The following is a 22,737-nucleotide window of genomic DNA, read 5'->3' as shown; positions in this document are numbered from 1 at the left end:
GCCGGAACACGTCCTGAGAAGATGGGTCCGTGGTACACGTCGTCGACATCACCGACCCAGCCGATCCTCGCCTCGACGACTTCCGGGACCTCAACTCCTCGGACCGCCGCCCCGACCTGCCCGAGGGCAAGGGGCTGGTGATCGCGGAGGGTGTTCTGGTGGTCCGGCGCCTCGTCGCGTCACGTTTCGAGCCCCTCTCGCTGCTGGGCGTCGAGCGGCGGCTCGGTGAGCTCGCGGACGATCTCGTGGACGTCGACGTGCCGTTCTACCGCACCACGGCGGACGTCATGGCGGAGGCCGTCGGGTTCCACCTCAACCGCGGTGTGCTCGCGGCCGCCCGGCGCCCCGCACCGCTGGACCTCGCGGACGTCGTCGCCGACGCGCGGACCGTGGCGATTCTCGAAGGCGTCAACGACCACGAGAACCTCGGCTCCATGTTCCGCAATGCCGCCGGCCTCGGTGCCGACGCCGTCCTCTTCGGCGGCGCCTGCGCCGACCCGCTGTACCGACGGTCGGTGCGTGTCTCGATGGGCCACGTGCTGCGCGTGCCGTTCGCCACGGTCCCCGACTGGCCGCGCGGGCTGTCCGTGCTGCGCGACAACGGGTTCCAGCTCGTCTCGCTGACTCCGAATCCCACCGCCGTTCCGCTGGCCGAGGCGATGACGGGGGAGAAGGTCGCGCTCCTGCTCGGCGCCGAGGGGCCCGGACTCACCGAACACGCGATGCGCGCCACCGACGTCCGGGCGCGGATCCCGATGGCACCGGGCACCGACTCGCTCAACGTCGCCACCGCGGCCGCCATGGCGTTCTACGAGCGGGTGCGCACGGGATGAGGGATCCGGACGAACCGACACCGTGGGGCCCGGGAATTGCGTGTGCCGTCGCCGCGGCACTCGTCACCGCCGCCGCGGTGATCTCGCTGGGCCTCACCCTGCTCCGGGTCAGCAGCCTCTTCGCTGTCCTGGTGATGGCCGTGATGGTGGGCGGCGCCGCGCCGTCGGTCGCCCGCCGGCGTGCAGATCCGGTGTGGCGCTTCGTCGTTCCGGGCATCGCCGCCGGCGCGGCCGTGGGTGTGCTGGCGTTCGCCGTCGACGCGTCGGTCTAGCGGCGCCGGAACAGGCCGCGCTTGCGCTGCGGCTCCGGAGTCTCCGGTCGCGGCGGTTCGGGCGGAGGGGTCGCCGCCGGATCGCGCATCGCGAAGTCGCACAACAGCACCGACCCGGGGTCGGTGTCCCCGTCGCGGGCACCGCCGATCATGCGGACGCCGAGCCAGTGGGCGCTCGCCGCGTCGGCGAACTCCTGGGGGTGGAACGGCAGCGCCTGGGGATCGGGAAACTTCTCGCCGTCGAACTGCAGCGGATGGTCGCCCGACCAGAAGGGCCGTTCCCACGGGAAGGGAAGACCCTCGTCCTCGTGGATGTAGGTGGGGCCGGCGCTGAACGAGCGCTTCAGGGTGCCTGAGTCCCATTGCGCGAAGGCGCCCCACGCGTGCTCGCGTTCGGAGGCGACGAGAAAGGTGTGCGTGGACGGCAGCAACGACGTCCACGACTCCTCGAGAGTCGACGGGCGCACCGCGGCGGGCTCGGACGCGCAGACGACGGTGATGCCCGGGTAGCAGCCGACCAGCACGCGATTCGGCTCCGACGCCACGGCGAACGCCGTCAGGGGAGCCATGCCGACGAGGGTGGGCTCGAGACCGGGGTGGAGCTTCCGTGCGACGGCCGCGGCCGCATCGGTGTCGGACTGCACTCCGGACCGCAGTACCGCGATCGGATCAGGTGCGTCGACGAACCACAACGCTGCTGTTCCCAGCCCCACCGGGCGCCCCCTTGTCGTCGTCCGGTCTCAGACGGTCACTTTCTCGGCCGTGAAGATCGCTCTGCCGTGAACACTGCTCGGCTCAGCGGCCGTTGCTGCGCACTCCCAGCAAGACATCCTCCCACGACGGCATGGCGGGCTTTCCCCGTTTGTCCTTCGCGTTCGCATGGCCCGGCGCCGGCTTGGGTTGCGTCGGTTCGGGCTCGGGCTCGGGCTCGGCTGCGGGTGTCTCCGGGGGTTCGGCCTGCTCAGCCGTGGTCTCCGTGTCCGAGTCCGAGTCCGCGTCGACCCCGTAGTAGTCGTCGAGGGTCTGCTGCGACGGCGAGTCCTCCTCGGCGGCGACGACGGGGGCCAGCCCTCGGAGCTGGCGGCCGAAGTCGGGGTCGATCAGCTCGGACGCCGCGTCGTCGAGGGGCGTGACACTGCCGCCGTGGGCATCCGGCTGGAAACGCCAGTGCGCGGTGTTGGTGGTGCGTCCCGCGGGCCACGTCAGCTGAGCGATCCAGTGATTGTCCTCGTCGCGCCACGCGTCCCACTCGGCCTGGTCCATCGAATGCCCGCGGCCGCGGAACGCGAGTCCCACGATCTCCACGAGGGTGAGCACGGCGGGTCCGTCGGCACGCAGGGGGTGGCCCAGCTGGGCGAGTTCGGCAGCGCGGGAGCGTTCCAGTAGAACGGGGTGCGCGTAGCGCTCCACCTTGCTCGCCGGCATACCCGACTCCTTGGCCACCTGCTCGATGGAGGCGCCGGACCGGATGCGCGCCTGGATCTCGCGCGGTCGCATCAGAGAATCCATCTCGATCTCGATCTGTCCGAGTCGCGCGGCGTCACCACGGGCGGCGGCACGCAACTTCTCGTCGGCCGGCAGACGGAACTTCTCACCGGAGGAATCGGCACAGACGATGTGCTTGCCGTCCGACGCCAGGCCGATCACGTGGATCTCTCGCACGATCACTCCTTTGCGTCGCGACGGCCCCTGCCCCTCGGCTGCTCGCTGTCCGAGCACGGGGTCGGGTTCGGTGCCTCCCCCGACTGTAATGCACCACAGTGCAGCAGTCGGGGGGACACGCACGCTCTCACGCCAGGTGTTCGACCACGTGATCGATGCAGGCGGTCAGGGCGGTGACGTCGTCGGGCTCGACGGCCGGGAACATGCCGACGCGCAGCTGGTTGCGGCCGAGCTTGCGATAGGGCTCCGTGTCGACGATGCCGTTGGCGCGCAACGTCTTCGCGACGGCTGCAGCGTCGACCTTCTCGTCGAAGTCGATGGTGCCGACCACCTGCGAGCGATGCTTCGGGTCGACGACGAACGGCGTCGTGTACTCGGAGCGCTCCGCCCAGTCGTACAGCCGCGACGAGGAGTCGGCGGTCCGTGACGTCGCCCAGTCCAGGCCGCCCTTGCCGTTCAGCCACTCGATCTGGTCGGCGAACAGGAGCAGCGTCGCCACCGCGGGGGTGTTGTACGTCTGGTTCTTGGTGCTGTTGTCGATGGCGATGGGCAGCGACAGGAAGTCGGGGACCCAGCGCTTGCTCGCCGCGATCTCGTCGACGCGGGCCAGTGCCGCGGGGCTCATCAGCGCGACCCAGAGGCCACCGTCCGCAGCGAAGTTCTTCTGGGGAGCGAAGTAGTAGACATCCGAATCGGCCACGTTCACGGGCAGGCCGCCGGCGCCGGAGGTCGCATCGATCGCGATGAGGGCGTCTTCCGAGCCCGCCGGGCGCGACACGGGAATGGCGACACCGGTCGAGGTCTCGTTGTGAGCCCACCCGATCAGGTCGACCGACGGATCCGACGTGGGCTCCGGAGCACTGCCCGGCTCCGCGGAGACGACGATCGGGTCACCGATGAACGGGTTGGCCTTGGCCACCGAGGCGAACTTCGAGCTGAACTCACCGTTGGTGAGGTGCAGCGACTTCTCCTTGATCAGGCCGAACGCCGCTGCGTCCCAGAATGCGGTGGTGCCGCCGTTGCCCAGCACGACCTCGTAGCCCTCGGGGATCGAGAACAGCTCGCGCAGACCGTCGCGCACCCGACCCACCACGTCCTTCACCGGCTTCTGGCGGTGGCTGGTGCCGAACACCGACGCGCCCACGTCCACCAGGGACTGGAGCTGCTCGGGCCGGACCTTCGACGGACCGCACCCGAAGCGTCCGTCGCCGGGCTTGAGGTCGGAAGGAATGGTCAGGTTCTCGGCCATACGGGGTTCGCGTCCTTAGTTTCGGTGTGGGCGGTACCGGCGAGATCAGGGTAGTGCAGCCGTGACAGGGGTCGTGCACCCCGTTCGGTCACGTGCACCCCCGATGTCAAGAGCATCACGCGAACTGTGGAGCGCCGTCCCCGGGCCCGACGTGGTCGTGGACCGTGTGGGGTTCACCGGTCACGCTCGACGGGTGAACTTCGGCGAGGAGACGTGGACGCGTGCCCGGTTGCTCGCGTGCGGAATGACCGACAACCAGATTCGGCGTGCTGTTGCACGCGGCGTCCTGGCCACAGTGCGCCCGGGCGTGTACGTCGCGCGCTCAGTTCTCGAGGGCTCGTCTGCCGACGTCCGCCATCTGCACAGTGTTCGTGCGGCCTCGGTGTCGGCCGGTGTCGTCAGCCACCAGTCGGCTGCTCTCGTGCACGGGTTCTCCCTGTGGGAGCCCGATCTGACGCTGGTGCACGTGACGGTCGATCGTGCGGCGGGCGGCAGGATCACCACGCGGAGGCATGTGCACGTCGCGTCGCTCCCAGCCGACGACGTGGTGTCTGTCGACGGTCTCCAGGTGACGAGCGCCGCTCGAACCATCGCCGACCTCAGCCGCACTCTCGACTTCGAGGCGGCGGTCTGTGTGGGGGACTCCGCGCTGAACTCGGGGTCGACGAGTATCGAGGCGATCCGAGCGTGCCTGGACTCGGCTCCTGCCCGTGGTGGGACCTCCGCGCGCCGGGTCGTCGACTTCCTCGACCCACGGAGCGAGAGTGTCGGCGAATCCAGGAGTCGGGTGATGCTGAGAGCCCTCGGCATGCCTTCTCCGGAGTTGCAGATCTCGGTGCTCGATCCCGCGGGTCGACTCATCGGACGTCCGGACTTCCTGTTCGACCGGCAGGGAGTGATCGGGGAATTCGACGGTTTCGTGAAGTACTCGTCCCTGGTGCCGAAGGGCAGCAGTCCGAGTCGGGTCGCTTTCGCCGAGAAGCGACGGGAAGACGAGTTCCGCTCGTACGGGTGGATGGTGGTGCGCTGGGTGTGGTCCGAGCTGGCGACGCCTGACGTCGTCGGGCGTCGGCTGCGCCGGGCCTTCGACATTGCGGCGACGATGCCCACGCCGTGTACTCGTCGTCGTTGATGCACCGCCGTTCGCGTGGCGCACTCCCGATGGGGGGTGCGCCACACGAATCGGTGCGCGTGGCGGAAACCTGGGCACCCCACCTACCTCACGCGATGGTGCCCCACCCCTCGACGCTCTCGGGGGAGCGCGGTGCGGGACCGGTGTAGATGGCGGCGGGGCGCACGAGCTTGCCGAGGCGTTTCTGTTCGAGGATGTGGGCGCACCAGCCGGCGGTGCGGCCGCAGGTGAACATGGCGGGCATCATGTGCGCGGGTACTTCGGCGAAGTCGAGGATGACGGCGGCCCAGAATTCGACGTTGGTCTCGATGGCGCGGTCGGGGCGGCGTTCGCGCAGTTCGGCGAGTGCGGCCTGTTCGAGGGCGGCGGCGACCTCGAAGCGGGGTGCGTTCAGGCGCTGCGCGGTGGCGCGGAGGACGCGGGCGCGGGGGTCCTCGGCGCGGTAGACGCGGTGCCCGAAGCCCATGAGCTTCTCTTTGCGGTCGAGGATGCCCTTGACCAGTGCCCGTGCGTCGTCGGACTTCTCGACCTCCTCGATCATGGGGAGCACGCGGGCGGGGGCGCCGCCGTGGAGCGGTCCGGACATGGCGCCGATGGCTCCGGAGAGGGCGGCGGCGACGTCGGCTCCGGTGGAGGCGATGACGCGGGCGGTGAAGGTGGAGGCGTTCATGCCGTGCTCGGCGGCGGAGACCCAGTAGGCGTCGATGGCCTCGGTGTGGGCGGGATCGGGGTCGCCCTTCCACCGAGTCATGAATCGTTCTGTGACGGTGGAGCACTGGTCGATTCGCGTCTGCGGCACGGCCGGCTGGTAGATGCCGCGCGCGGACTGGGCGACGTAGGACAGCGCCATGACGGAGGCGCGGGCGAGGTGTTCGCGGGCGGTGTCGTCGTCGATGTCGAGGAGCGGCTCGTACCCCCAGATCGGTGCGAGCATCGCGAGTCCGGCTTGGACGTCGACGCGGACGTCGCCGGTGTGGATGGGGAGGGGGAAGGGTTCGGCGGGCGGCAGTCCGGGGCCGAAGCGTCCGTCGACGAGCAGTGCCCACACGTTGCCGAAGGTGACGCCCTTGCCGACGAGGTCCTCGATGTCGACGCCGCGGTAGCGCAGTGCGCCGCCGTCCTTGTCGGGTTCGGCGATGTCGGTGGTGAAGGCGACGACGCCCTCGAGTCCGGCGACGAAGCCCTCCGGTACCACTGTTTCCTGGGCCATGAAGATCCCTCGTTCTCCTGTGTCCGCGGACCCCGCTTTAGTGCGTGGACCTGCACCTCACCGCACCCTAGTGGGTAGCGCGGGCCGCACCGTACTCCGGGAGTAGCGTCTGCGCGGTGAGCGAGAACATCGACCTGGCGGATATGCGGGTGGCGTATGGCGGGGACGACGATCTCGAGGAGAGCGACCTCGCCGACGGCTGGCTCGCGCTCGCCCGTGTGTGGTTGCAGCAGGCGATCGACGCGCGTCTGCCGGAGCCGAATGCCATCACCCTCGCGACGGTGGACGCGGACGGCCGACCGGCGACGCGCACGGTGCTGTGCAAGGAGTTGTCGGAGTCGGGCGTCGTCTTCTACACGAACTACGGATCCGCGAAGGCCCGCCATCTCGAGTCGACGCCCTTCGCATCGGCGACGTTCCCGTGGATCGGCATCCAGCGCCAGCTCACGGTGCGCGGACCGGTCACGCGGGTGAGTGCCGACGAGACGGCCGCGTACTGGTCCACCCGGCCGCGGGGGTCGCAGCTCGGTGCGTGGGCGTCGCAGCAGTCGAGCCCCATCGGATCGCGTCAGGTCCTGGAACGGCACCTCGCCGACGTGACCGACAGGTTCGAGAACCAGGATGTGCCGGTGCCTCCGAACTGGGGCGGCCTCCGCATCGCGCCCGAGTCCGTGGAGTTCTGGCAGGGCCGGAACAACCGTCTGCACAACAGGCTGGTGGTCACGGCGTCCGGCGTCGAGCGTCTGCAACCGTGAGACTCCTCGCCGACACCACTCCTCTCCAGAACCCCGATTATCGACGCCTGTGGGCGTCGGGCGTCGTCACGGTCATCGGTGCCCAGCTCTCGGTCGTCGCTGTGCCGCAACAGATCTTCCAGATCACGTCGAGCTCGGCGTACGTAGGACTCGCGGGTGCGTTCGCGTTGATTCCGCTGGTCGTGTTCGGGCTGTGGGGCGGGGCGTTGGCCGACGTGATGGACCGGCGCACCCTGCTGATGATCACCACGGTGGGGATCGGCGCGACGTCGTTCATGCTGTGGCTGCAGGCGCACCTGGGGCTGAACAACGTGTGGATCGTGCTGGTGTTGCTCGGCGTGCAGCAGGGCTTCTTCGCGGTGAACCAACCCACGCGCAGCGCCATCATCCCGCGCCTGATTCCGGTGCGGCAGTTGCCCGCTGCCAACTCACTCAACATGACGGTGTTCAACTTCGGTGCCATCGCGGGCCCGATGCTGGCCGGTGCGTTGATTCCGGCGTTCGGGCTGCCGACGCTGTACCTGCTCGACACCATTGCGCTGTCGGTGACCCTGTGGGCAGTCGCGCGACTGCCGAAGATTCCGCCGACGGGGGAGTCGCGACGCGCGGGTCTGCGCGAGGTGTTCCAGGGGTTCGCCTACCTGGCGACGCAGAAGGTGCTGCTCGCCTCGTTCGTCGTCGACATCATCGCGATGGTGTTCGGGATGCCGCGCGCCCTGTTCCCCGAGGTGGCCACCGAGACGTTCGGTGACCCGGCCGAGGGTGGACTCGTCCTCGGTCTGCTGTTCGCGTCCCTGTCGGCGGGCGCGGTGCTGGGCGGAATCTTCTCGGGGTGGTTGCCGCGCGTGCAGCGTCAGGGTGTCGCGGTGATCGCGTGCATCGTGGTGTGGGGCGGCGCGATGATCGGGTTCGGCGTCTCCGTGGCGCTCGCGACCGTCGGTCAGCGAGGGTGGGCGCTGTACCTGGCGCTGGGCTTCCTGGCGATCGGCGGCGGCGCCGACATGATCTCCGCCGCGTTCCGGAGTTCGATGCTGCAGTCCGTGGCCACCGACGACATGCGTGGCAGGTTGCAGGGAGTCTTCATCGTGGTGGTCGCGGGCGGCCCGCGGGTGGGCGACGTCCTGCACGGCGCGGCCGCCTTCATGGTGGGTACCGCGGCCGCGGCGGCGGGCGGCGGGGTGCTGGTCATCGTCGGCGTGATGATCGCGGCCCTCGCCATCCCGGCCTTCGTCAAGTACCGCGTCACGGCTCACACCTGAGCGGTGCGGCGGCACACCTCCGCCCAGGGAGTGGGCTCGATGCCCAGCATCTGCTGTGACCGCGTCGAGTCGAGGACGTAGGGCGCGGTGCGCTGGTAGGACAACTGGTTCAGCTCCCGCAGCATCGGTACGGCGAGACCCGCCGCCCGCGTGATCACGCGGGGTACGACGCGTACGGGCACCGGGGGTCTGCCCACGGCCGCGAGTGTGTCGGTGATCGCCTGCCGCAGTGTCACAGCGGGATTGGTCGGCGCGTGCCACACCTGACCCCATGATTCGGGGGTGTCGACGGCGGCGATCAGTGCCCGCGCCTCGTCGAGGACGTCGGTGAACGAGTGCGGCACGTCGGCCGCATCGATCGCCCACACGGCCTTGCCGTCGAGTGCCGCAGGGAGGAGGCGCGTGACGTGGCCGTTCGCGCCCACTCCCGTTCCCACGTAGTCCGAACCGCGTACCTCGACTGCCCGCAGGGTTCCGGCGCGGTGCGCGTCGGCGAGGTCGCGCCACATCTGCGCCCGCAGCATTCCCTTGTGGTCGGTGGCGGCGTCGGGCATTCCATCGCGCATGACACCGTCGGCGACGGGCCCGTACGGGTAGAGGGTGCCCGTGACAGCCAGGACGGCGCCTGTCCGTTCGGCAGCGGTGCGCAGCGACCGCGCCAGAGGGGGCCACACCTGATGCCACTGCGTGTAGTCGCCCGGGTTGGCGCAGTTGTACAGCGCGACGGCACCGTCCGTAAGCGCGCTGAGAGCGTCGGCGTCGGAAGCATCCGCGGCGGCGGCCGTGACACCCGGGACGGCGGTGCCGCGACGGGAGACGAGAACGACCTCGGAGCCGCGGTCGGCGAGCAGGCGGGCGACGTGGGTACCGACGGGGCCGGCCCCGACGACGACGTGACGATCGGACATGGGAAACACCTTCCGTAGTGGAGAGCACCGCTCTCGCCACAACTATGAGAGCACCGCTCTCGAAAGTCAAGAGCGGTGCTCTCGGTTACTGTGAAGGCATGCCCACGCCTCGGGAGACCGCCCGCACGGAGACGATGGCCGCGATCCTCGGCGCAGCTCGGACCCAGCTCGCCGACATCGGACCCGCGGCACTGTCCCTGCGCGCCGTGGCGCGGGAGATCGGCATGGTGTCCTCGGCCGTCTATCGCTACGTGGCGAGTCGGGACGAGCTGCTCACGGCACTGATCGTGCAGTGCTACGACGAGCTGGGTGCGGCCCTCGAGGATGCGGATCCGCAGGGTGGGAAGCCTGTCGACCGCTGGGTCGCGGTGTGTGACGCACTGCGATCGTGGGCCGCGGCGCACCCGCACGAGTACGCGCTGCTGTACGGCTCGCCCGTGCCCGGCTATCGAGCGCCGCAGACGACCGTCGGTCCGGCCACGCGCCCGACTCTCGTGGTGGTGAGCATCGTCGTCGATGCGCATCGGTCCTCACCGCCGGTCCGTATCGAGCACGACATCTATTCACCGGCGCGCGACTTCGTCGTGGGGCACTATCGCCAGGCCACCGGTGAGGACGTCGGCGGCGTGATGACGACCGACCTGGTGGCCCGCACGTTGTCGGCGTGGATCACGGTCTTCGGCGCGGTGTCGTTCGAGCGTTTCGGCCATCTGGTCGGCGTCACCGAAGACACCGGCGCGTTCTACGCCGACATCGTGCGGAATCTCGCCGCGACGCTCGACCTCAGTGGAAGGTGACGTGCCACACCGCGAGTGCGGCCAACGCGCCGGCGCCGTTGAGTGCCCAGTGCAGACCGATGGGAGCGAGGATGCTCCCGCCGCGATGGCGCAGCCAGGTGAAGACGAAGCCGGCGACGGTGGTCCCGGCGACCGCGCCGCACACCCCGATGATCTGGCCGAACAGTCCGGTTCCCAGCACGGCGGAGAACCCGTCGTTGCCCACTGTCAGGCCGAGTGACGACGCCACGTGCCACAGGCCGAAGAGCAGCGAGCCGATGACGGCGACCGCGCGAATGCCGAAGCGCCGCGACAACTTCGCGTGCAGGACGCCGCGGAACGCGAGCTCCTCGGGAATGACGGTCTGGAGCGGGATGATGACGAGGGCCGCGAACAGCGTGGCGCCGACGTTGACTCCGTACCGCTCGTTGAGGAAGGCGCTCTGGGTGAGGGGGATCGAGGCAGCGATGGCCACCACCACCAGCGTGAGTCCGGCCGCAGCGGCGCCGTGACGGGCTCCGCGCCCGATGTTGCTCAGCCCGAGGTCGCTCCACTGGACACCGCGCGCACGAGCGAAGGCGAGCAGCAGCAGGGCGCCGACCGGCACCGCGGCGACCGCGATGGGAGTGGGCGCGAAGTGCGCGGTCAGGTTGAAGACCACGAGGGCGGCGACGACCACGACGATGTCGACGAGGGTCCTGTCGAACCAACGGCGGGATGTCACCGGTTCGGTGGCGACGACGACTGTGGACACCCGATCCACCGTACAGAGAACGGCGCGTCACATCAGGGCGGTAGCGTGCTGCCATGGTCGACGACGCGCCATCCGCCCTGTCCCATCCGCTGCGCCACGGTGCGTACAGAGCCGACGTCGCCGCCACCGGTGCGGGACTGCGAGCCCTCGAGCATGCCGGCCGGCGGCTCACCGAGACGTGGGACGCGGGCAGGCCGGAGGCCGGTCGGGATCGGGTGGCCGTCAAACCCCCGTTGTCGGCGGGGCTTGTTCTCGCACCGTGGCCCAACCGCACGCGCGACGGCCGGTTCACGTTCGACGGTGAGACACATGAGCTCGAGATCACCGAACCGGCCCGGAACAATGCGAGTCACGGACTCGTCCGTCGACGGGAATGGGACGTCGCGGAGCGGTCCGACTCGTCGATCACCCACACCATCGACATCGGTGGCGAGCAGGGATGGCCCTTCGCGCTGCGGCTGACAGCTCGGCACAGCCTCGGTGACGACGGTCTGACCGTGACCCACACGGCGACGAACGTCGGGGATCGCACGGCGCCGTTCGGCATGGGCGTCCACTCGTTCGTCCGCGCAGGCGATGCGCCCCTGGACGAGTGCACGCTCCGACTCTCGGCGGGTGTGCGTCTCCCGCTCGACGGCGAGCGGAACCTGCCCAGCGGCGGCCCCGTGCCCGTGCAGGACACGGACCTCGACTTCGCTGCGGCGCGGAGCCTCGCCGGAGTCTGGCTCGACACCCCGTTCAGTGCCCTCGTCCCGGACGCGGACGGCATCGCACGGCAGTACCTGACGCCGCCGGACAGCGCGGCCACCGTGCTGTGGACCGACGCGAATTTCCCGTGGGTGCAGGTGTTCACGGCGGATCCGGCGCACGATCAGGCCTACCCGGACCGCGGCCGCGCCCTGGCGATCGAACCGATGACGTGCCCACCGGACGCGCTGAACTCAGGGGTGGGGCTGATCGTGCTGGAGCCGGGGGAGACCTGGACCGGGAGCTGGGGCATCCGGGCGGACGACGGGAGCGCCTCGTGACGATCCTCGTGTGCGGCGAGGCGCTGGTCGATCTGGTGCCGGATCGCCGGGGCGGTGGTCCCGCGTTGACGCCGAAGCTGGGCGGCGGCCCGTTCAACGTCGCCGTCGCGCTCGGCCGCCTCGGTGCGGACGTGCAGTTCCTCTCCCGCATCTCCCGCGACCCGTTCGGCCGCGACCTGGTGGCGTGGCTGGAGGCGTCGAAGGTGGGACTCGACCTGCTGCAGCGTGGGCCGGAGCTGACCACGCTCGCCCTGACCGTGCTCGACGCGCACGGCGCCGCCGAGTACTCGTTCTATGCCGACGGCACCGCGGACCGACTCGTCGAGGCGCCCGCGACCATCCCCGAGTCGGTGACCGCGGCGTCGTTCGGCACGCTGTCGCTGCTCTACGAGCCGGGCGCGAGCGTGTACGCGGCGCTGCTCGCGAGGGTGCACGACGCCGGGGTCCTGACGATGCTCGATCCGAACATCCGCCCGGCCGCGATGACGGACGGCGACGGTTACCGCGCCCGGTTCCGTACCTGGCTTCCGTCGATCGACATCCTCAAGGTGTCGGTCGAGGACGCGGGATGGCTGGGGGAGGGGCCGCAGGGCACCACCGTCCGAGACTGGTTGGACGCGGGCGTGACGGCCGTCGTCGTCACGCGCGGCGGGGACGGACTGTCGGTGGTCACCACGGCCGGCGAGACAGTCGTCCCCGGTGTGTCGGTGCAGGTCGCGGACACCATCGGTGCGGGCGACACCGTCCACGGGGCGATGCTCCACCACCTGACGGAGCACGGCGTGCGCTCGTCGGCGGACCTTCTGCGACTCGATTCACAGGCCTGGACGGCGGCTCTCACGTTCGCCGCGAAGGCAGCCGCCATCACCGTGTCACGACCGGGGGCGGACCCTCCCTGGGCGGACGAGGTCGGCGACGACTAGTTTTATCGAGACACCACAAGTTCCGTTACACCGAGCTCGAGAGGGACCCTTCGTGCCCGCTGAGAATGCCGACAACGCCGCCACCGCCAAGCTGATCTATCCCGGCGGCGAACACGAGATGACCATTGCGAGAGCGACCGAAGGCAACGACGGTATCGAGCTGGGCAAACTGCTCGCGAACACCGGGTACACGACGCTGGACGGTGGGTTCGTCAACACGGCCTCCACCAAGTCCGCCATCACGTACATCGACGGTGCCGAGGGCATCCTGCGCTACCGCGGATACCCGATCGACCAGCTCGCCGAGAAGTCGTCGTTCCTCGAGGTCAGCTACCTGCTGATCTACGGGGAGCTGCCCACCACCGTCGAGTTGGAGAACTTCACCGACCGCATCCGTCGGCACACCCTGCTGCACGAGGACCTCAAGCGCTTCTTCGACGGCTTCCCGCGCAACGCGCACCCGATGCCCGTCGTCTCGTCCGCGGTCAACGCGCTGTCCGCGTACTACCAGGACTCGCTCGACCCGAACGATCCCGAGCAGGTCGAGCTCTCGACGATCCGTCTGCTGGCCAAGCTGCCGACCATCGCCGCGTACGCGTACAAGAAGTCGGTGGGCCAGCCGTTCCTGTACCCGGACAACTCGAAGAGCTACGTCGAGAACTTCCTGCGCATGACCTTCGGTTTCCCGGCCGAGCCCTACGAGGCCGATCCCGAGATGGTCAAGGCGCTCGACATGCTGCTCATCCTGCACGCCGATCACGAGCAGAACTGCTCGACGTCGACGGTGCGCCTGGTCGGCTCGTCCGACGCCAACCTCTTCACGTCCATCTCCGGCGGTATCAACGCACTGTGGGGTCCGCTGCACGGCGGCGCCAACCAGGCCGTCCTCGAGATGCTCTACCGCATCCAGAGTGAGGGCGGCGACAGCGCCGACTTCTTGAAGCGGGTCAAGAACAAGGAGGACGGTGTCAAGCTCATGGGCTTCGGACACCGTGTCTACAAGAACTACGACCCGCGCGCGGCCATCGTGCGCAAGACGGCGCACTCGATCCTCGAGAAGCTCGGCACCAACGACGAGCTGCTCGACATCGCGATGAAGCTCGAAGAGGTCGCCCTGTCCGACGACTACTTCGTCGAGCGCAAGCTGTACCCGAACGTCGACTTCTACACGGGTCTCATCTACCGCGCCATGGGCTTCCCCGAGCGCATGTTCACGGTGCTGTTCGCGCTCGGCCGCCTGCCCGGGTGGATCGCGCACTGGCAGGAGATGCACCAGGACCCGAACGCCAAGATCGGCCGCCCCCGTCAGATCTACACGGGCTACACCGAGCGCGGCTACGAGGGCATCGACGGCCGCTGATCGGCCCTGCCCCTCGCGACACCCCCGACGCGGTGCGTCAGAACTTCCGGTTGGCCAACACCGGCAAGTTCTGGCGCACCGCGTCGATCTCGTTCGGGTCGATGTCGAGCGTGAGCAGACCGGGCGCCGCGCCGAGCTGGTCGAGCACGTGGCCGGTGGGGGACACCACCATCGAGTTGCCGACGCCCACGGGTGCCGAGCCGGAGATCTCGATACCCGACTCGGCGGGGTCCGCCTGCCCGCAGGCCGCGAGGAACGTCGTCGAGTCCAGTGCGCGGGCGCGGGCGAGCAGTGTCCACTGATCCACCTTGCCGGGGCCGCGGCCCCACGACGCGGCGACGACGGTGAGCAGGGCGCCGCGGTCCGCGAGGGTCTGGAAGAGGCCGGGGAAGCGAATGTCGTAGCACGTCGCGAAGCCGACACCCACGCCGTCGATGTCGACGACCACCGGCTCGGTTCCCGGTGCGACGGTGTCGGACTCGGCGAAACCGAACGCGTCGAACAGGTGGATCTTGTCGTACGACGCCTCGACGCCCCCGCCGGTGATCAGCAGGGTGTTGCGCACCCGCTCGTCACCGCCGACGGCCGGGGTGAACATGCCGGCCGCGACGGTGATGCCCGCGTCGTCGGCGATCTCGCGCACCGCGGTGGCCCAGGGGCCGTCGAGCGGCTCGGCGACGTCGGCGATCGATCCGCCGAATCGGCGCATCGTTGCCTCGGGAAGGACGCACAGCCGGGCGCCCGCGTCCACGGCGTCACGGACGGACGAGCGCACCAGGTCGAGGTTCTCGTTCGGATCGCGGGACGCGGTGATCTGGGCGAGGCTGATTCTCATGCGGTGCTCCTGACGTCGGCGTGCGGGGTGTCGAGGGTCGTGACTGGTATACACACAGTATGCAAGAACAGTCCGGTCGCGAGCGTGCCTATGTCTATCTCCGCGACCGCGTGCTGTCCGAACCGGCGTTCACGGGCACGTTCCTGAACGAGGGCGAGCTGGCGTCGCAGATCGGGGTGTCGCGCACCCCGGTCCGAGAAGCGTTGCTGCTGTTGGTGTCCGAGGGTCTCATCGAGATGGTGCGCGGCCGGGGCGCGTACGTGCCGCCGATGTCCGGGCGCCAGATCGGTGAACTGATGGACCTGCGCGGCGTGCTCGAACGGCACGCCGCGGAGAAGGCGATCGACGCCGGGAACGTACCCATCGCGGCGATGACGGCCACTCTGGAGTCGCAGGAGGCTCTGGCCGCCGGTGCCGCCGAGGATCACGCCCGAACCTTCATCGACCTCGACGGGACGTTCCACCAGGAACTGATCGACTCCGCAGGCAGCGAGATGCTGTCCCGGACGTACGCCGGGCTGCGGGCGCGGCAGTTGCGTGCCGGGTTGTCCGCGCTGTTCGGCGCTCCCGACCGCAAGCGCCAGGTGTGCACCGAGCATCGCGCGATCGTCGACGCGTTGGCCTCGGGGGATCTGGCCGCGGCGTCCGCGCAGATCGATGCACACCTGGACGTCACCATGCGAATCCTGCTGCGCGGCTAGCTCTCCCGCGCTGAGAGCTGCTCGGCGCCGAGGTTCTGCGCGACGTAGCTCTCCTCCTCCGCGGGATCGGGACCACGGCCGAGTGCGAGGCCGAGGACGGTGAGCACACCCATCGCCATGATGTAGACGAAGACGGGCACCCAGCTGCCGGTGCGGTCGAGCAGGAACGTGAACATGAGCGGAGCGATCGCGCCGCCGAAGACGCCGGCGATCGTGTACGCCAGCGAGGCACCGGTGGAGCGCAGGCGCAGCGAGAACTGCTCCGTCACGAACGCGGCCTGCGGCCCGTACATGAACGAGTGGAACGTCAGTCCGACGACGACGCCCAGGACGAGCATGCCGAACGAGCTGCCGCCGATGAGGAGGAAGAAGACGGCCACCCACACGACGCCGCCCACGGCGGCGACGGCGTAGAGCAGTCGCCGGTTCACGATGTCGGACAGTGCGCCCGCCAGTGGAATGGTGGCCAGCTGGAACGCCGAGCCGATGAGGATGGCTGTGAGCACCTCGCTGCGCACGAAGCCGAACTTCTGCACGCCGTAGGTGATGGAGAAGACGGTAAAGAGGGCGTAGATGACGTCGGGCGCGATGCGCGAGAGGATCGCGGCGACCAGGGGGCGGCGCTGCTCGCGGAAGACCTCGGTGATCGGTGCCGCGGGTCGGTCGCCGCTCTCCTGCAGCGCCTTGAACACCGGGGTGTCCTCGAGCTTCAGGCGGATCCACAGTCCGAAGCCGACCAGAACGGCCGACAGCAGGAATGCCACGCGCCAGCCCCACGACTCGAACTGCTCCTCGGTGAGGGCGAAGGTCAGGGCCGCGAGAGCGCCGTTGGCCATCAGGTTGCCGGCGGGCGGGCCGATCTGCGCCGCGGACGACCAGAATCCACGCTTGCGCGGATTGCCGTACTCACTCGAGAGCAGGACGGCACCGCCCCACTCGCCGCCGACGGCGACGCCCTGCGCGAACCGCAACGCCACCAGGATGATCGGCGCCGCGACGCCGATGGTCGCGTAGCCCGGCAGCAGTCCGATGAGGAACGTCGTGACGCCGATGAGCAACAACGTGATGACGAGCAGCTGTTTGCGTCCGATGACGTCGCCGAGGCGGCCGAAGACGAATCCGCCGATGGGTCGCGCGACGTACCCCACGGCGTAGGTCGAGAACGCGAGCAGCGTTCCCGTCAACGGGTCGCTCTCCGGGAAGAAGATGATGGGGAAGATCAGTGCGGCCGACGCGGAGTAGACGGCGAAGTCGTACCACTCCAGTGCCGTACCGGTCAGGCTGGCAGCGAAAGCCTTGGTCAGCGCAGTCCGGTCGGGACGCACCGCCCCTCGGCCGTCGGGTGTCGTGCCGTCCATGGGATGTCCTTTCGGGTGTCGTGGTTCATATACTTGCTGTATACAAAACGTATGCGCAACCCCTCGAGCGCTTCCGAAACAGAGAAGTAACAGGAGAAATGATGACGACACTGACCTTCGAACTTCCCGACGGTTCCACCGAGTCGGTCACCGTGACCACACTCCTGAACGCCGGGTACGCGGGCCGTGACCAGGCCGAGGTCGCGTCCCACATCGCCGAACTGGCCGAGCTCGGCGTTCCCGCACCGACCACCATTCCGGCGATGTACCCCATTTCGCCCTACCTGGCACAGCAGACCTCCGAGGTGCACGTCCAGCACGGACACACCTCGGGCGAGGCGGAGTGGGCACTGGTGATCACGGGTCCCACCCGCGACGACGTGCTGCTGACCGTCGCGTGCGACCACACCGATCGCGATCTCGAGGTGCACAGCGTCGCGTGGAGCAAGAACGCCTCACCCGACGTGCTCGGCACCGGGGCCTGGCGGCTCGCCGAGGTCGCCGACCGCCTCGACGACATCACGCTGCGCGCGTGGGTCGGCGACGACGAGACCCTGATTCAGGACGGCACTCTGGGCGATCTGCTCTCGCCCGATCACTGGCTCGACGTCCTCACCGAGCGGGGGCTCTTCCGGGCGGGCACGGTGCTGATGTCCGGCACGGTGCCGATGGTTCCGGGGGTGGACCAGTTCGCGAGCGCGTGGAAGGTCGAGCTGCGCGACCCGGCGACCGATCGAACTCTGACCTGCGCTTACCGCACCGTCGCCATGCCGTCCCCGATAGGCTGAGCGCAGTCACGTTACAGTCGATCGGTACAGGACATCGTCGTTCGGTATCAGTCGACTACAGGAGTTCATCGTGACCAAGCCCGAGATCGAGTTCCAGGCCGGCCCCCCTCCTACCGACCTCGTGGTCCAGGACATCACGGTCGGTGACGGCGCGGAAGCCGTTCCCGGCGGCACCGTCGAGGTCCACTACGTGGGCGTCGAGTTCGAGAGCGGCGAGGAGTTCGACTCGTCCTGGAACCGCGGCGAGTCCATCACCTTCCCGCTGCGCGGCCTCATCCAGGGCTGGCAGGACGGCATTCCCGGCATGAAGGTCGGCGGACGCCGTCAGCTCACCATCCCGCCGGAGCTCGCCTACGGCCCCGCAGGCGCCGGACATCGGCTGTCGGGCAAGACCCTCGTCTTCGTCATCGATCTGCTGAACGCCTGACCTCTGCTCCGCAGATTCGACGGGCTCACGCCACGTCGAGCACCAACCTCGCACCGCCCAGCGGGCTCGCCTCCAGATGCACCGTTCCACCGTGCAGGTGAGCCTGCTGGGCGACCAGTGCGAGCCCGAGTCCGGATCCGCCCGCCGCGGCCCGTGATCCGCGCTCGAAGCGTCCGAAGACACGTTCCCGCTCGTCCTCCGGGACGCCGGACCCGTTGTCGTCCACGCTGATTCGCGCACCCTCCGCCGTGCGCGCCACGCTGATCACCACGGTCGTCGCGCCGCCGTGACGCACGGCATTGAGCACGGCGTTGTCGAGCGCCAACCGTAGTCCCGTGGGATGGCCCAGGGCGGACACCGGCCCGTCGGCCTCCACCCGCACCCGCGTCTCCGGCAACGTCCGCGCGGCGTCCCGTGCGACGAGGTCGGCGACCTCCACGACGTCCACGCTCACCCGGTCCGCGTCGGTGGTCAGCTCTCCGGTGGCCAGCCGTTCCAGCGCGGCGAGAGTCGATTCCACCCGGCCCTGCGTGCGCTGAAGGTCGTCGAGGATCTCCTGCCGCTGCTCGGCGGAGAGATCGAGCGTGCGCAGCACCTCGATGTCGGTACGCATGGCGGTCAGCGGCGTCCGCAGCTCGTGCGCCGACACGGCGGCGAAGTCGCGGGCCGTCTCGAGGGCGCTCTCGGTGCGCGCCTGGGCGTCCGACACTCGCTGCAGCATGTCGCCGACGGCGGCCGCGAGGGCGTCCGCCTCCCGCACACCCGTCGACTTGCGGGGTGGTGTCGGCGGGTCCTTCGCGACGTCGTGCGTGAGCCTCATCAACGGGCGCACTGCCCGTCCGCCGAGGATCCAGCCGAGTGCCGTCGACGCGCCGACCGCCAGAGCGCCGGCCTGCAGTACCTGCCGCTGCTGGTCGTCCGTGATGTCCTGCGCCTCCGACAACGGCACCGCGATGGACACGGTGACGTCCGTCCGGTCCGGCACCGCGGCGGTGTAGACGCGGAACGGGGTGCCGTCGACGTCGGCGGTCGCCGAACCGAGCGGCATCGCGGGGAGCTGCGGCTGAGTACTGGCCCGCACCTGATCGGTCTGCCTGATCGTGATGGCGAAGGCCTCGGACCTGCTCAGGCTCCCGAGGAACATCTCGAACGTCTGCGCACGCGGTACCACCACCTCGGACGCTGTCTCGAGCCGACGGTCGAGCTGCAGGATGTTGTTGCGGGAGATGGCCGCTGCGACGTACCAACCGACGAGCGAGACGATGATGAGGGCGCCCAGGGCGGTGGCGGCGGCCACGCGGGCGCGCAGCGAGAAGACCCGGGAAGGCCGGAGGCCGGTCGTCATGAAGCCGTGCGCAGGACGAAGCCGACGCCGCGGACGGTGTGCAGGATCCGTGGCACCCCACCGCTCTCCATCTTCCGGCGCAGGTACCCGACGAAGACGTCGACGACGTTGGTGTCGGCCACGAAGTCGTACCCCCACACCAGTTCCAGGAGCCGCTCCCGGCTGAGCACCACTCCGGCGTTGTGCGCGAGGACGGCGAGGAGTTCGAACTCGCGCTTGGTGAGGTCGAGGGGCCGCCCGTCGATGGTGGCGCGGTGGCCCGGCTCGTCGAGGCTCAGCGGTCCGACCACCACGGCGGCAGTGGTCGGGACGCTGGTACCGATGGTGCCGCGGCGGCGCAGCATCGCGTTGACGCGTGCCACCAGTTCGGCGAGGACGAACGGCTTGGTCAGGTAGTCGTCGGCGCCGGACTCGAGGCCCGCGATGCGGTCGTCGACGGAACTGCGCGCGCTCAGGACGCACACCGGGACGTCGTTGCCGCGGGCGCGCAATGCGGTGACCACGCCGTTGCCGTCGAGGACGGGCATGTTCATGTCCAGCACCACGACGTCCGGATCCTGCGCACCGACGAGGTCGAGAGCGGCGGCGCCGTCGCGAGCGGTGAGCACGGTGAACCCGGACAGCCGCAGTCCGCGCTCGATCGAGGCCAGCACGTCGACGTCGTCGTCCACCACGAGGACGGTGGGCTGGTCCGGAGCGGTCATCCGTCGATTGTGCCGGAACGCCCGTGGTGTGCGGATACGCCCCGCGCCGCGGGAGTCGACCTGTGTGCAGTGATCCGCGCTCACCGCGGATCACTGCACACAACCGGCCGGGCCGGGAACGATCGCGGTGGTCACGTCTGCGCAATCTTCCCGGAACAGAGCGTCTCTATCGTCTCTCGAAGCCGTCGGTGCATCCAGCGCGGTCGGGGTCGAGCATGCAAGGGGTATCACGATGAGCGCGAACACGGTCCGTCTCCAGGCTCTGCGAGCGGTCGAGGCGTACCAGCCTCCCGCCGTCAGCTACACCGACACGGAGACTCCGGGTCAGGTCTTCGGCGAGAACGTGTTCAACCGCGTGGTGATGCAGAAGCGCCTGCCGAAATCGGTCTACAAGTCGGTGATGAAGACGATCGAGCACGGTGCGCCGCTCGATCCGATGGTGGCCGACGCGGTGGCGTCCGCGATGAAGGACTGGGCCATCGAGAAGGGGGCGACGCACTACGCGCACGTGTTCTACCCGCTGACGGGTTTGACAGCGGAGAAGCATGACAGTTTCCTCGAGCCGGTGTCGGACGGTTCCGCGTTGGCGGAGTTCGCCGGCAAGACGCTGATCCAGGGTGAACCCGACGCGTCGAGTTTCCCGAACGGCGGTCTGCGCAACACCTTCGAGGCGCGTGGTTACACGGGGTGGGACGTCACCAGCCCGGCGTACGTCCTCGAGAATCCGAACGGCAACACGCTGTGCATCCCGACGGTGTTCGTGTCGATGACCGGTGAGGCACTGGACCACAAGACGGGTCTGCTGCGCTCCCAGCAGGCGATGGGCCGGCACGCCGAGCGCATCCTGACGCTCTTCGGACACGAGGACCCCGAGCACGTCGTGTCCTTCTGCGGACCGGAGCAGGAGTACTTCCTCGTCGACCGGCACTTCTTCCTGGCGCGTCCGGATCTGCTCAACGCGGGGCGCACCCTGTTCGGTGCGAAGCCGCCCAAGGGCCAGGAGTTCGACGACCACTATTTCGGCGCGATTCCCGAACGCGTCCTGGGCTTCATGATGGACACCGAGCGCGAACTGTTCAAGCTCGGCATCCCGGCCAAGACCCGGCACAACGAGGTGGCGCCCGGACAGTTCGAGATAGCGCCGATGTTCGAGCGCGGCAACATCGCCGCGGATCACCAGCAATTGCTCATGACGACGTTCAAGACCATCGCCAAGAAGCACGGCATGGAGATCCTGTTCCACGAGAAGCCGTTCGAGGGCGTCAACGGGTCGGGTAAGCACGTCAACTTCTCGTTGGGCAACTCCGAGCTCGGCAGCCTCCTGGTCCCGGGGGACACCCCGCACGACAACGCACAGTTCCTCGTCTTCTGTGCTGCGGTGATCCGCGCGGTGCACAAGTACGCCGGGCTGCTGCGCGCATCGGTGGCGTCGGCCACCAACGATCACCGACTCGGCGCGAACGAGGCTCCGCCGGCCATCATCTCGATCTTCCTGGGTGACCAGCTCGCCGACGTCTTCGACCAGATCGCCAAGGGTGCGGCGACGTCCTCGAAGGGCAAGGGCACCATGATGATCGGGGCGGACACGCTACCCGTGCTGCCCACCGATCCGGGCGACCGCAACCGTACGAGCCCGTTCGCGTTCACCGGCAACCGATTCGAGTTCCGCGCCCCGGGGTCGATGCAGACGGTGAACGAGCCGATGGTCGTCATCAACACGATCATGGCCGAGTCGCTCGACCACATGGCCACCGAGCTCGAGACGGCGGTCGCGGACGGGGTCGACTTCGACACCGCGGTTCAGAACCTGTTGACGCAGATCATCACCGACCACGGCGCTGTCGTCTTCAACGGTGACGGGTACTCGGAGAACTGGCCCATCGAGGCGGAGGCGCGGGGTCTCGCCAACCTGCGCACGACGCTGGACGCATTGCCGGAGCTCATCACCGACGAGGCACTGGCCCTCTTCTCGAAGTACGACGTGTTCAACTCGCGAGAGATGCACAGCCGCTACGAGATCGGGCTCGAGCAGTACGCACTCACCATCGGTGTGGAGGCTCGGTTGACGCTCGAGATGGGCACCACCATCGTGCTGCCGGCGGCAGTGCGGTACCAGACGGAGGTCGCCCAGAACCTGGCCGCGCTGCAGGCGGTGGGCGTGGAGATCGACAGGGCACCGCTGGACACCGTGTCCGTGCCGCTCGCGGCTCTGCGGGCCGGGCTGGCGACGCTGAAGGGCGCGCTGGACGCCGACACCGGGCACGACGCGCTCGGCGAGGCCACCCACGCCAGGGACGCACTCCTTCCGGCCATGGCGGAGGTGCGGGCGGCGGCCGATCAGCTCGAGGACATCGTCGCCGACGACCTGTGGCCGCTGCCGACCTACCAGGAGATGTTGTTCGTCCTGTGATGCACGCGGCGCGCTGGTGACATTCACTCGAGGCGTGCCGAATGTCCG

At 69.0% G+C, this 22,737-nt stretch carries 23 protein-coding genes; 13 read left to right on the top strand and 10 right to left on the bottom strand.

Features of this window, described 5'->3' with window-relative positions; genetic code table 11:
- Window positions 1-29: 29 nt before the first annotated feature.
- The gene (locus QE449_RS17110) at window positions 30-833 is read left to right on the top strand and encodes an RNA methyltransferase (protein ID WP_307109228.1); all 804 of its coding nucleotides are present in this window, start codon (window positions 30-32) and stop codon (window positions 831-833) included.
- A complete protein-coding gene (locus QE449_RS17105; RefSeq protein WP_222627779.1) occupies window positions 830-1,105 on the top strand; it encodes a DUF2537 domain-containing protein in 276 nt (91 codons plus the stop codon). The genes QE449_RS17110 and QE449_RS17105 overlap by 4 nt, the downstream gene beginning before the upstream one ends.
- Here the strand turns inward: QE449_RS17105 and QE449_RS17100 are convergent.
- The 3 genes from QE449_RS17100 to serC form a co-directional block, all read right to left on the bottom strand.
- Entirely contained in the window at window positions 1,102-1,818 is a 717-nt protein-coding gene (locus QE449_RS17100; protein ID WP_056446855.1) for a hypothetical protein, read from the bottom strand. The two genes, QE449_RS17105 and QE449_RS17100, sit on opposite strands and share 4 nt — an antisense overlap.
- An 82-nt stretch (window positions 1,819-1,900) precedes the next feature.
- A complete protein-coding gene (sepH, locus tag QE449_RS17095; protein ID WP_307109227.1) occupies window positions 1,901-2,767 on the bottom strand; it encodes a septation protein SepH in 867 nt (288 codons plus the stop codon).
- A gap of 127 nt (window positions 2,768-2,894) precedes the next feature.
- Entirely contained in the window at window positions 2,895-4,016 is a 1,122-nt protein-coding gene (gene serC, locus QE449_RS17090) for a phosphoserine transaminase (protein WP_307109226.1), read from the bottom strand.
- 103 nt (window positions 4,017-4,119) lie between these two features.
- On the opposite strand from serC, the gene QE449_RS17085 reads away from it, so the two are divergent.
- On the top strand, window positions 4,120-5,148 hold the full coding sequence (locus QE449_RS17085) for a hypothetical protein (RefSeq protein WP_307109225.1): 1,029 nt from the start codon (window positions 4,120-4,122) through the stop codon (window positions 5,146-5,148).
- Between the two features lie 88 nt (window positions 5,149-5,236).
- Here the strand turns inward: QE449_RS17085 and QE449_RS17080 are convergent, their stop codons facing one another.
- Window positions 5,237-6,358 carry a citrate synthase 2 gene (locus QE449_RS17080; RefSeq protein WP_027504219.1) on the bottom strand — a complete coding sequence of 374 codons (1,122 nt, stop codon included), beginning with the start codon at window positions 6,356-6,358 and terminating at the stop codon, window positions 5,237-5,239.
- Between the two features lie 143 nt (window positions 6,359-6,501).
- On the opposite strand from QE449_RS17080, the gene pdxH reads away from it, so the two are divergent.
- Both pdxH and QE449_RS17070 read left to right on the top strand, forming a co-directional pair.
- Window positions 6,502-7,113 carry a pyridoxamine 5'-phosphate oxidase gene (gene pdxH, locus QE449_RS17075; RefSeq protein WP_307109748.1) on the top strand — a complete coding sequence of 204 codons (612 nt, stop codon included), beginning with the start codon at window positions 6,502-6,504 and terminating at the stop codon, window positions 7,111-7,113.
- Window positions 7,110-8,372, top strand: coding sequence for an MFS transporter (locus tag QE449_RS17070; RefSeq protein ID WP_307109224.1), 1,263 nt, complete (start codon window positions 7,110-7,112; stop codon window positions 8,370-8,372). Before pdxH ends, QE449_RS17070 begins: the two co-directional genes overlap by 4 nt.
- On the opposite strand, the gene QE449_RS17065 is transcribed toward QE449_RS17070, so the two are convergent.
- Window positions 8,363-9,280 carry an NAD-dependent epimerase/dehydratase family protein gene (locus QE449_RS17065; RefSeq protein WP_307109223.1) on the bottom strand — a complete coding sequence of 306 codons (918 nt, stop codon included), beginning with the start codon at window positions 9,278-9,280 and terminating at the stop codon, window positions 8,363-8,365. The genes QE449_RS17070 and QE449_RS17065 overlap by 10 nt on opposite strands.
- Before the next feature lie 98 nt (window positions 9,281-9,378).
- Here QE449_RS17065 and QE449_RS17060 point away from each other — a divergent pair, with 98 nt between their 5' ends.
- Window positions 9,379-10,077 carry a TetR/AcrR family transcriptional regulator gene (locus QE449_RS17060; protein WP_307109222.1) on the top strand — a complete coding sequence of 233 codons (699 nt, stop codon included), beginning with the start codon at window positions 9,379-9,381 and terminating at the stop codon, window positions 10,075-10,077.
- On the opposite strand, the gene QE449_RS17055 is transcribed toward QE449_RS17060, so the two are convergent.
- Window positions 10,064-10,810, bottom strand: a complete 747-nt coding sequence (locus QE449_RS17055; protein WP_307109221.1) for a CPBP family intramembrane glutamic endopeptidase — start codon at window positions 10,808-10,810, stop codon at window positions 10,064-10,066. The two genes, QE449_RS17060 and QE449_RS17055, sit on opposite strands and share 14 nt — an antisense overlap.
- Window positions 10,811-10,863: 53 nt before the next feature.
- Between QE449_RS17055 and QE449_RS17050 the strand changes: the two genes are divergently transcribed.
- From QE449_RS17050 to QE449_RS17040, 3 genes are read left to right on the top strand one after another with little or no spacing between them, the layout of a single operon-like run.
- Window positions 10,864-11,838, top strand: a complete 975-nt coding sequence (locus QE449_RS17050) for an aldose 1-epimerase family protein (RefSeq protein ID WP_307109220.1) — start codon at window positions 10,864-10,866, stop codon at window positions 11,836-11,838.
- Complete coding sequence (locus tag QE449_RS17045) at window positions 11,835-12,761, top strand: carbohydrate kinase (RefSeq protein WP_222627761.1); 927 nt, start codon at window positions 11,835-11,837, stop codon at window positions 12,759-12,761. The genes QE449_RS17050 and QE449_RS17045 overlap by 4 nt, the downstream gene beginning before the upstream one ends.
- A gap of 52 nt (window positions 12,762-12,813) precedes the next feature.
- Complete coding sequence (locus QE449_RS17040) at window positions 12,814-14,121, top strand: citrate synthase (protein WP_037183979.1); 1,308 nt, start codon at window positions 12,814-12,816, stop codon at window positions 14,119-14,121.
- Between the two features lie 37 nt (window positions 14,122-14,158).
- Here QE449_RS17040 and QE449_RS17035 read toward each other — a convergent pair whose 3' ends face one another.
- Complete coding sequence (locus tag QE449_RS17035) at window positions 14,159-14,956, bottom strand: carbon-nitrogen hydrolase family protein (protein ID WP_027504210.1); 798 nt, start codon at window positions 14,954-14,956, stop codon at window positions 14,159-14,161.
- Window positions 14,957-15,015: 59 nt separating this feature from the next.
- Here QE449_RS17035 and QE449_RS17030 point away from each other — a divergent pair, with 59 nt between their 5' ends.
- The gene (locus QE449_RS17030) at window positions 15,016-15,657 is read left to right on the top strand and encodes a GntR family transcriptional regulator (protein ID WP_307109219.1); all 642 of its coding nucleotides are present in this window, start codon (window positions 15,016-15,018) and stop codon (window positions 15,655-15,657) included.
- Here QE449_RS17030 and QE449_RS17025 read toward each other — a convergent pair.
- A complete protein-coding gene (locus QE449_RS17025; RefSeq protein ID WP_307109218.1) occupies window positions 15,654-17,015 on the bottom strand; it encodes an MFS transporter in 1,362 nt (453 codons plus the stop codon). The genes QE449_RS17030 and QE449_RS17025 overlap by 4 nt on opposite strands.
- Window positions 17,016-17,116: 101 nt before the next feature.
- On the opposite strand from QE449_RS17025, the gene QE449_RS17020 reads away from it, so the two are divergent.
- Together QE449_RS17020 and QE449_RS17015 are read left to right on the top strand one after the other, a co-directional pair.
- Complete coding sequence (locus tag QE449_RS17020; protein WP_307109217.1) at window positions 17,117-17,803, top strand: DUF2848 domain-containing protein; 687 nt, start codon at window positions 17,117-17,119, stop codon at window positions 17,801-17,803.
- Between the two features lie 70 nt (window positions 17,804-17,873).
- Window positions 17,874-18,230, top strand: a complete 357-nt coding sequence (locus QE449_RS17015; RefSeq protein ID WP_027504206.1) for an FKBP-type peptidyl-prolyl cis-trans isomerase — start codon at window positions 17,874-17,876, stop codon at window positions 18,228-18,230.
- A gap of 25 nt (window positions 18,231-18,255) precedes the next feature.
- Here the strand turns inward: QE449_RS17015 and QE449_RS17010 are convergent, their stop codons facing one another.
- Window positions 18,256-19,575 carry a sensor histidine kinase KdpD gene (locus tag QE449_RS17010; RefSeq protein WP_222627756.1) on the bottom strand — a complete coding sequence of 440 codons (1,320 nt, stop codon included), beginning with the start codon at window positions 19,573-19,575 and terminating at the stop codon, window positions 18,256-18,258.
- Window positions 19,572-20,279, bottom strand: a complete 708-nt coding sequence (locus tag QE449_RS17005) for a response regulator transcription factor (protein WP_307109216.1) — start codon at window positions 20,277-20,279, stop codon at window positions 19,572-19,574. The genes QE449_RS17010 and QE449_RS17005 overlap by 4 nt, the downstream gene beginning before the upstream one ends.
- 232 nt (window positions 20,280-20,511) lie before the next feature.
- Here QE449_RS17005 and QE449_RS17000 point away from each other — a divergent pair, with 232 nt between their 5' ends.
- Window positions 20,512-22,689, top strand: coding sequence for a glutamine synthetase III (locus tag QE449_RS17000; protein WP_027504203.1), 2,178 nt, complete (start codon window positions 20,512-20,514; stop codon window positions 22,687-22,689).
- Window positions 22,690-22,737: the final 48 nt, after the last annotated feature.

It is taken from the genome of Rhodococcus sp. SORGH_AS_0303, from assembly GCF_030819335.1.
GTDB lineage: Bacteria > Actinomycetota > Actinomycetes > Mycobacteriales > Mycobacteriaceae > Rhodococcoides.
The sequence above is the reverse complement of the archived record's forward strand: the minus strand, read 5'-3'. Positions and strand labels throughout refer to the sequence as shown.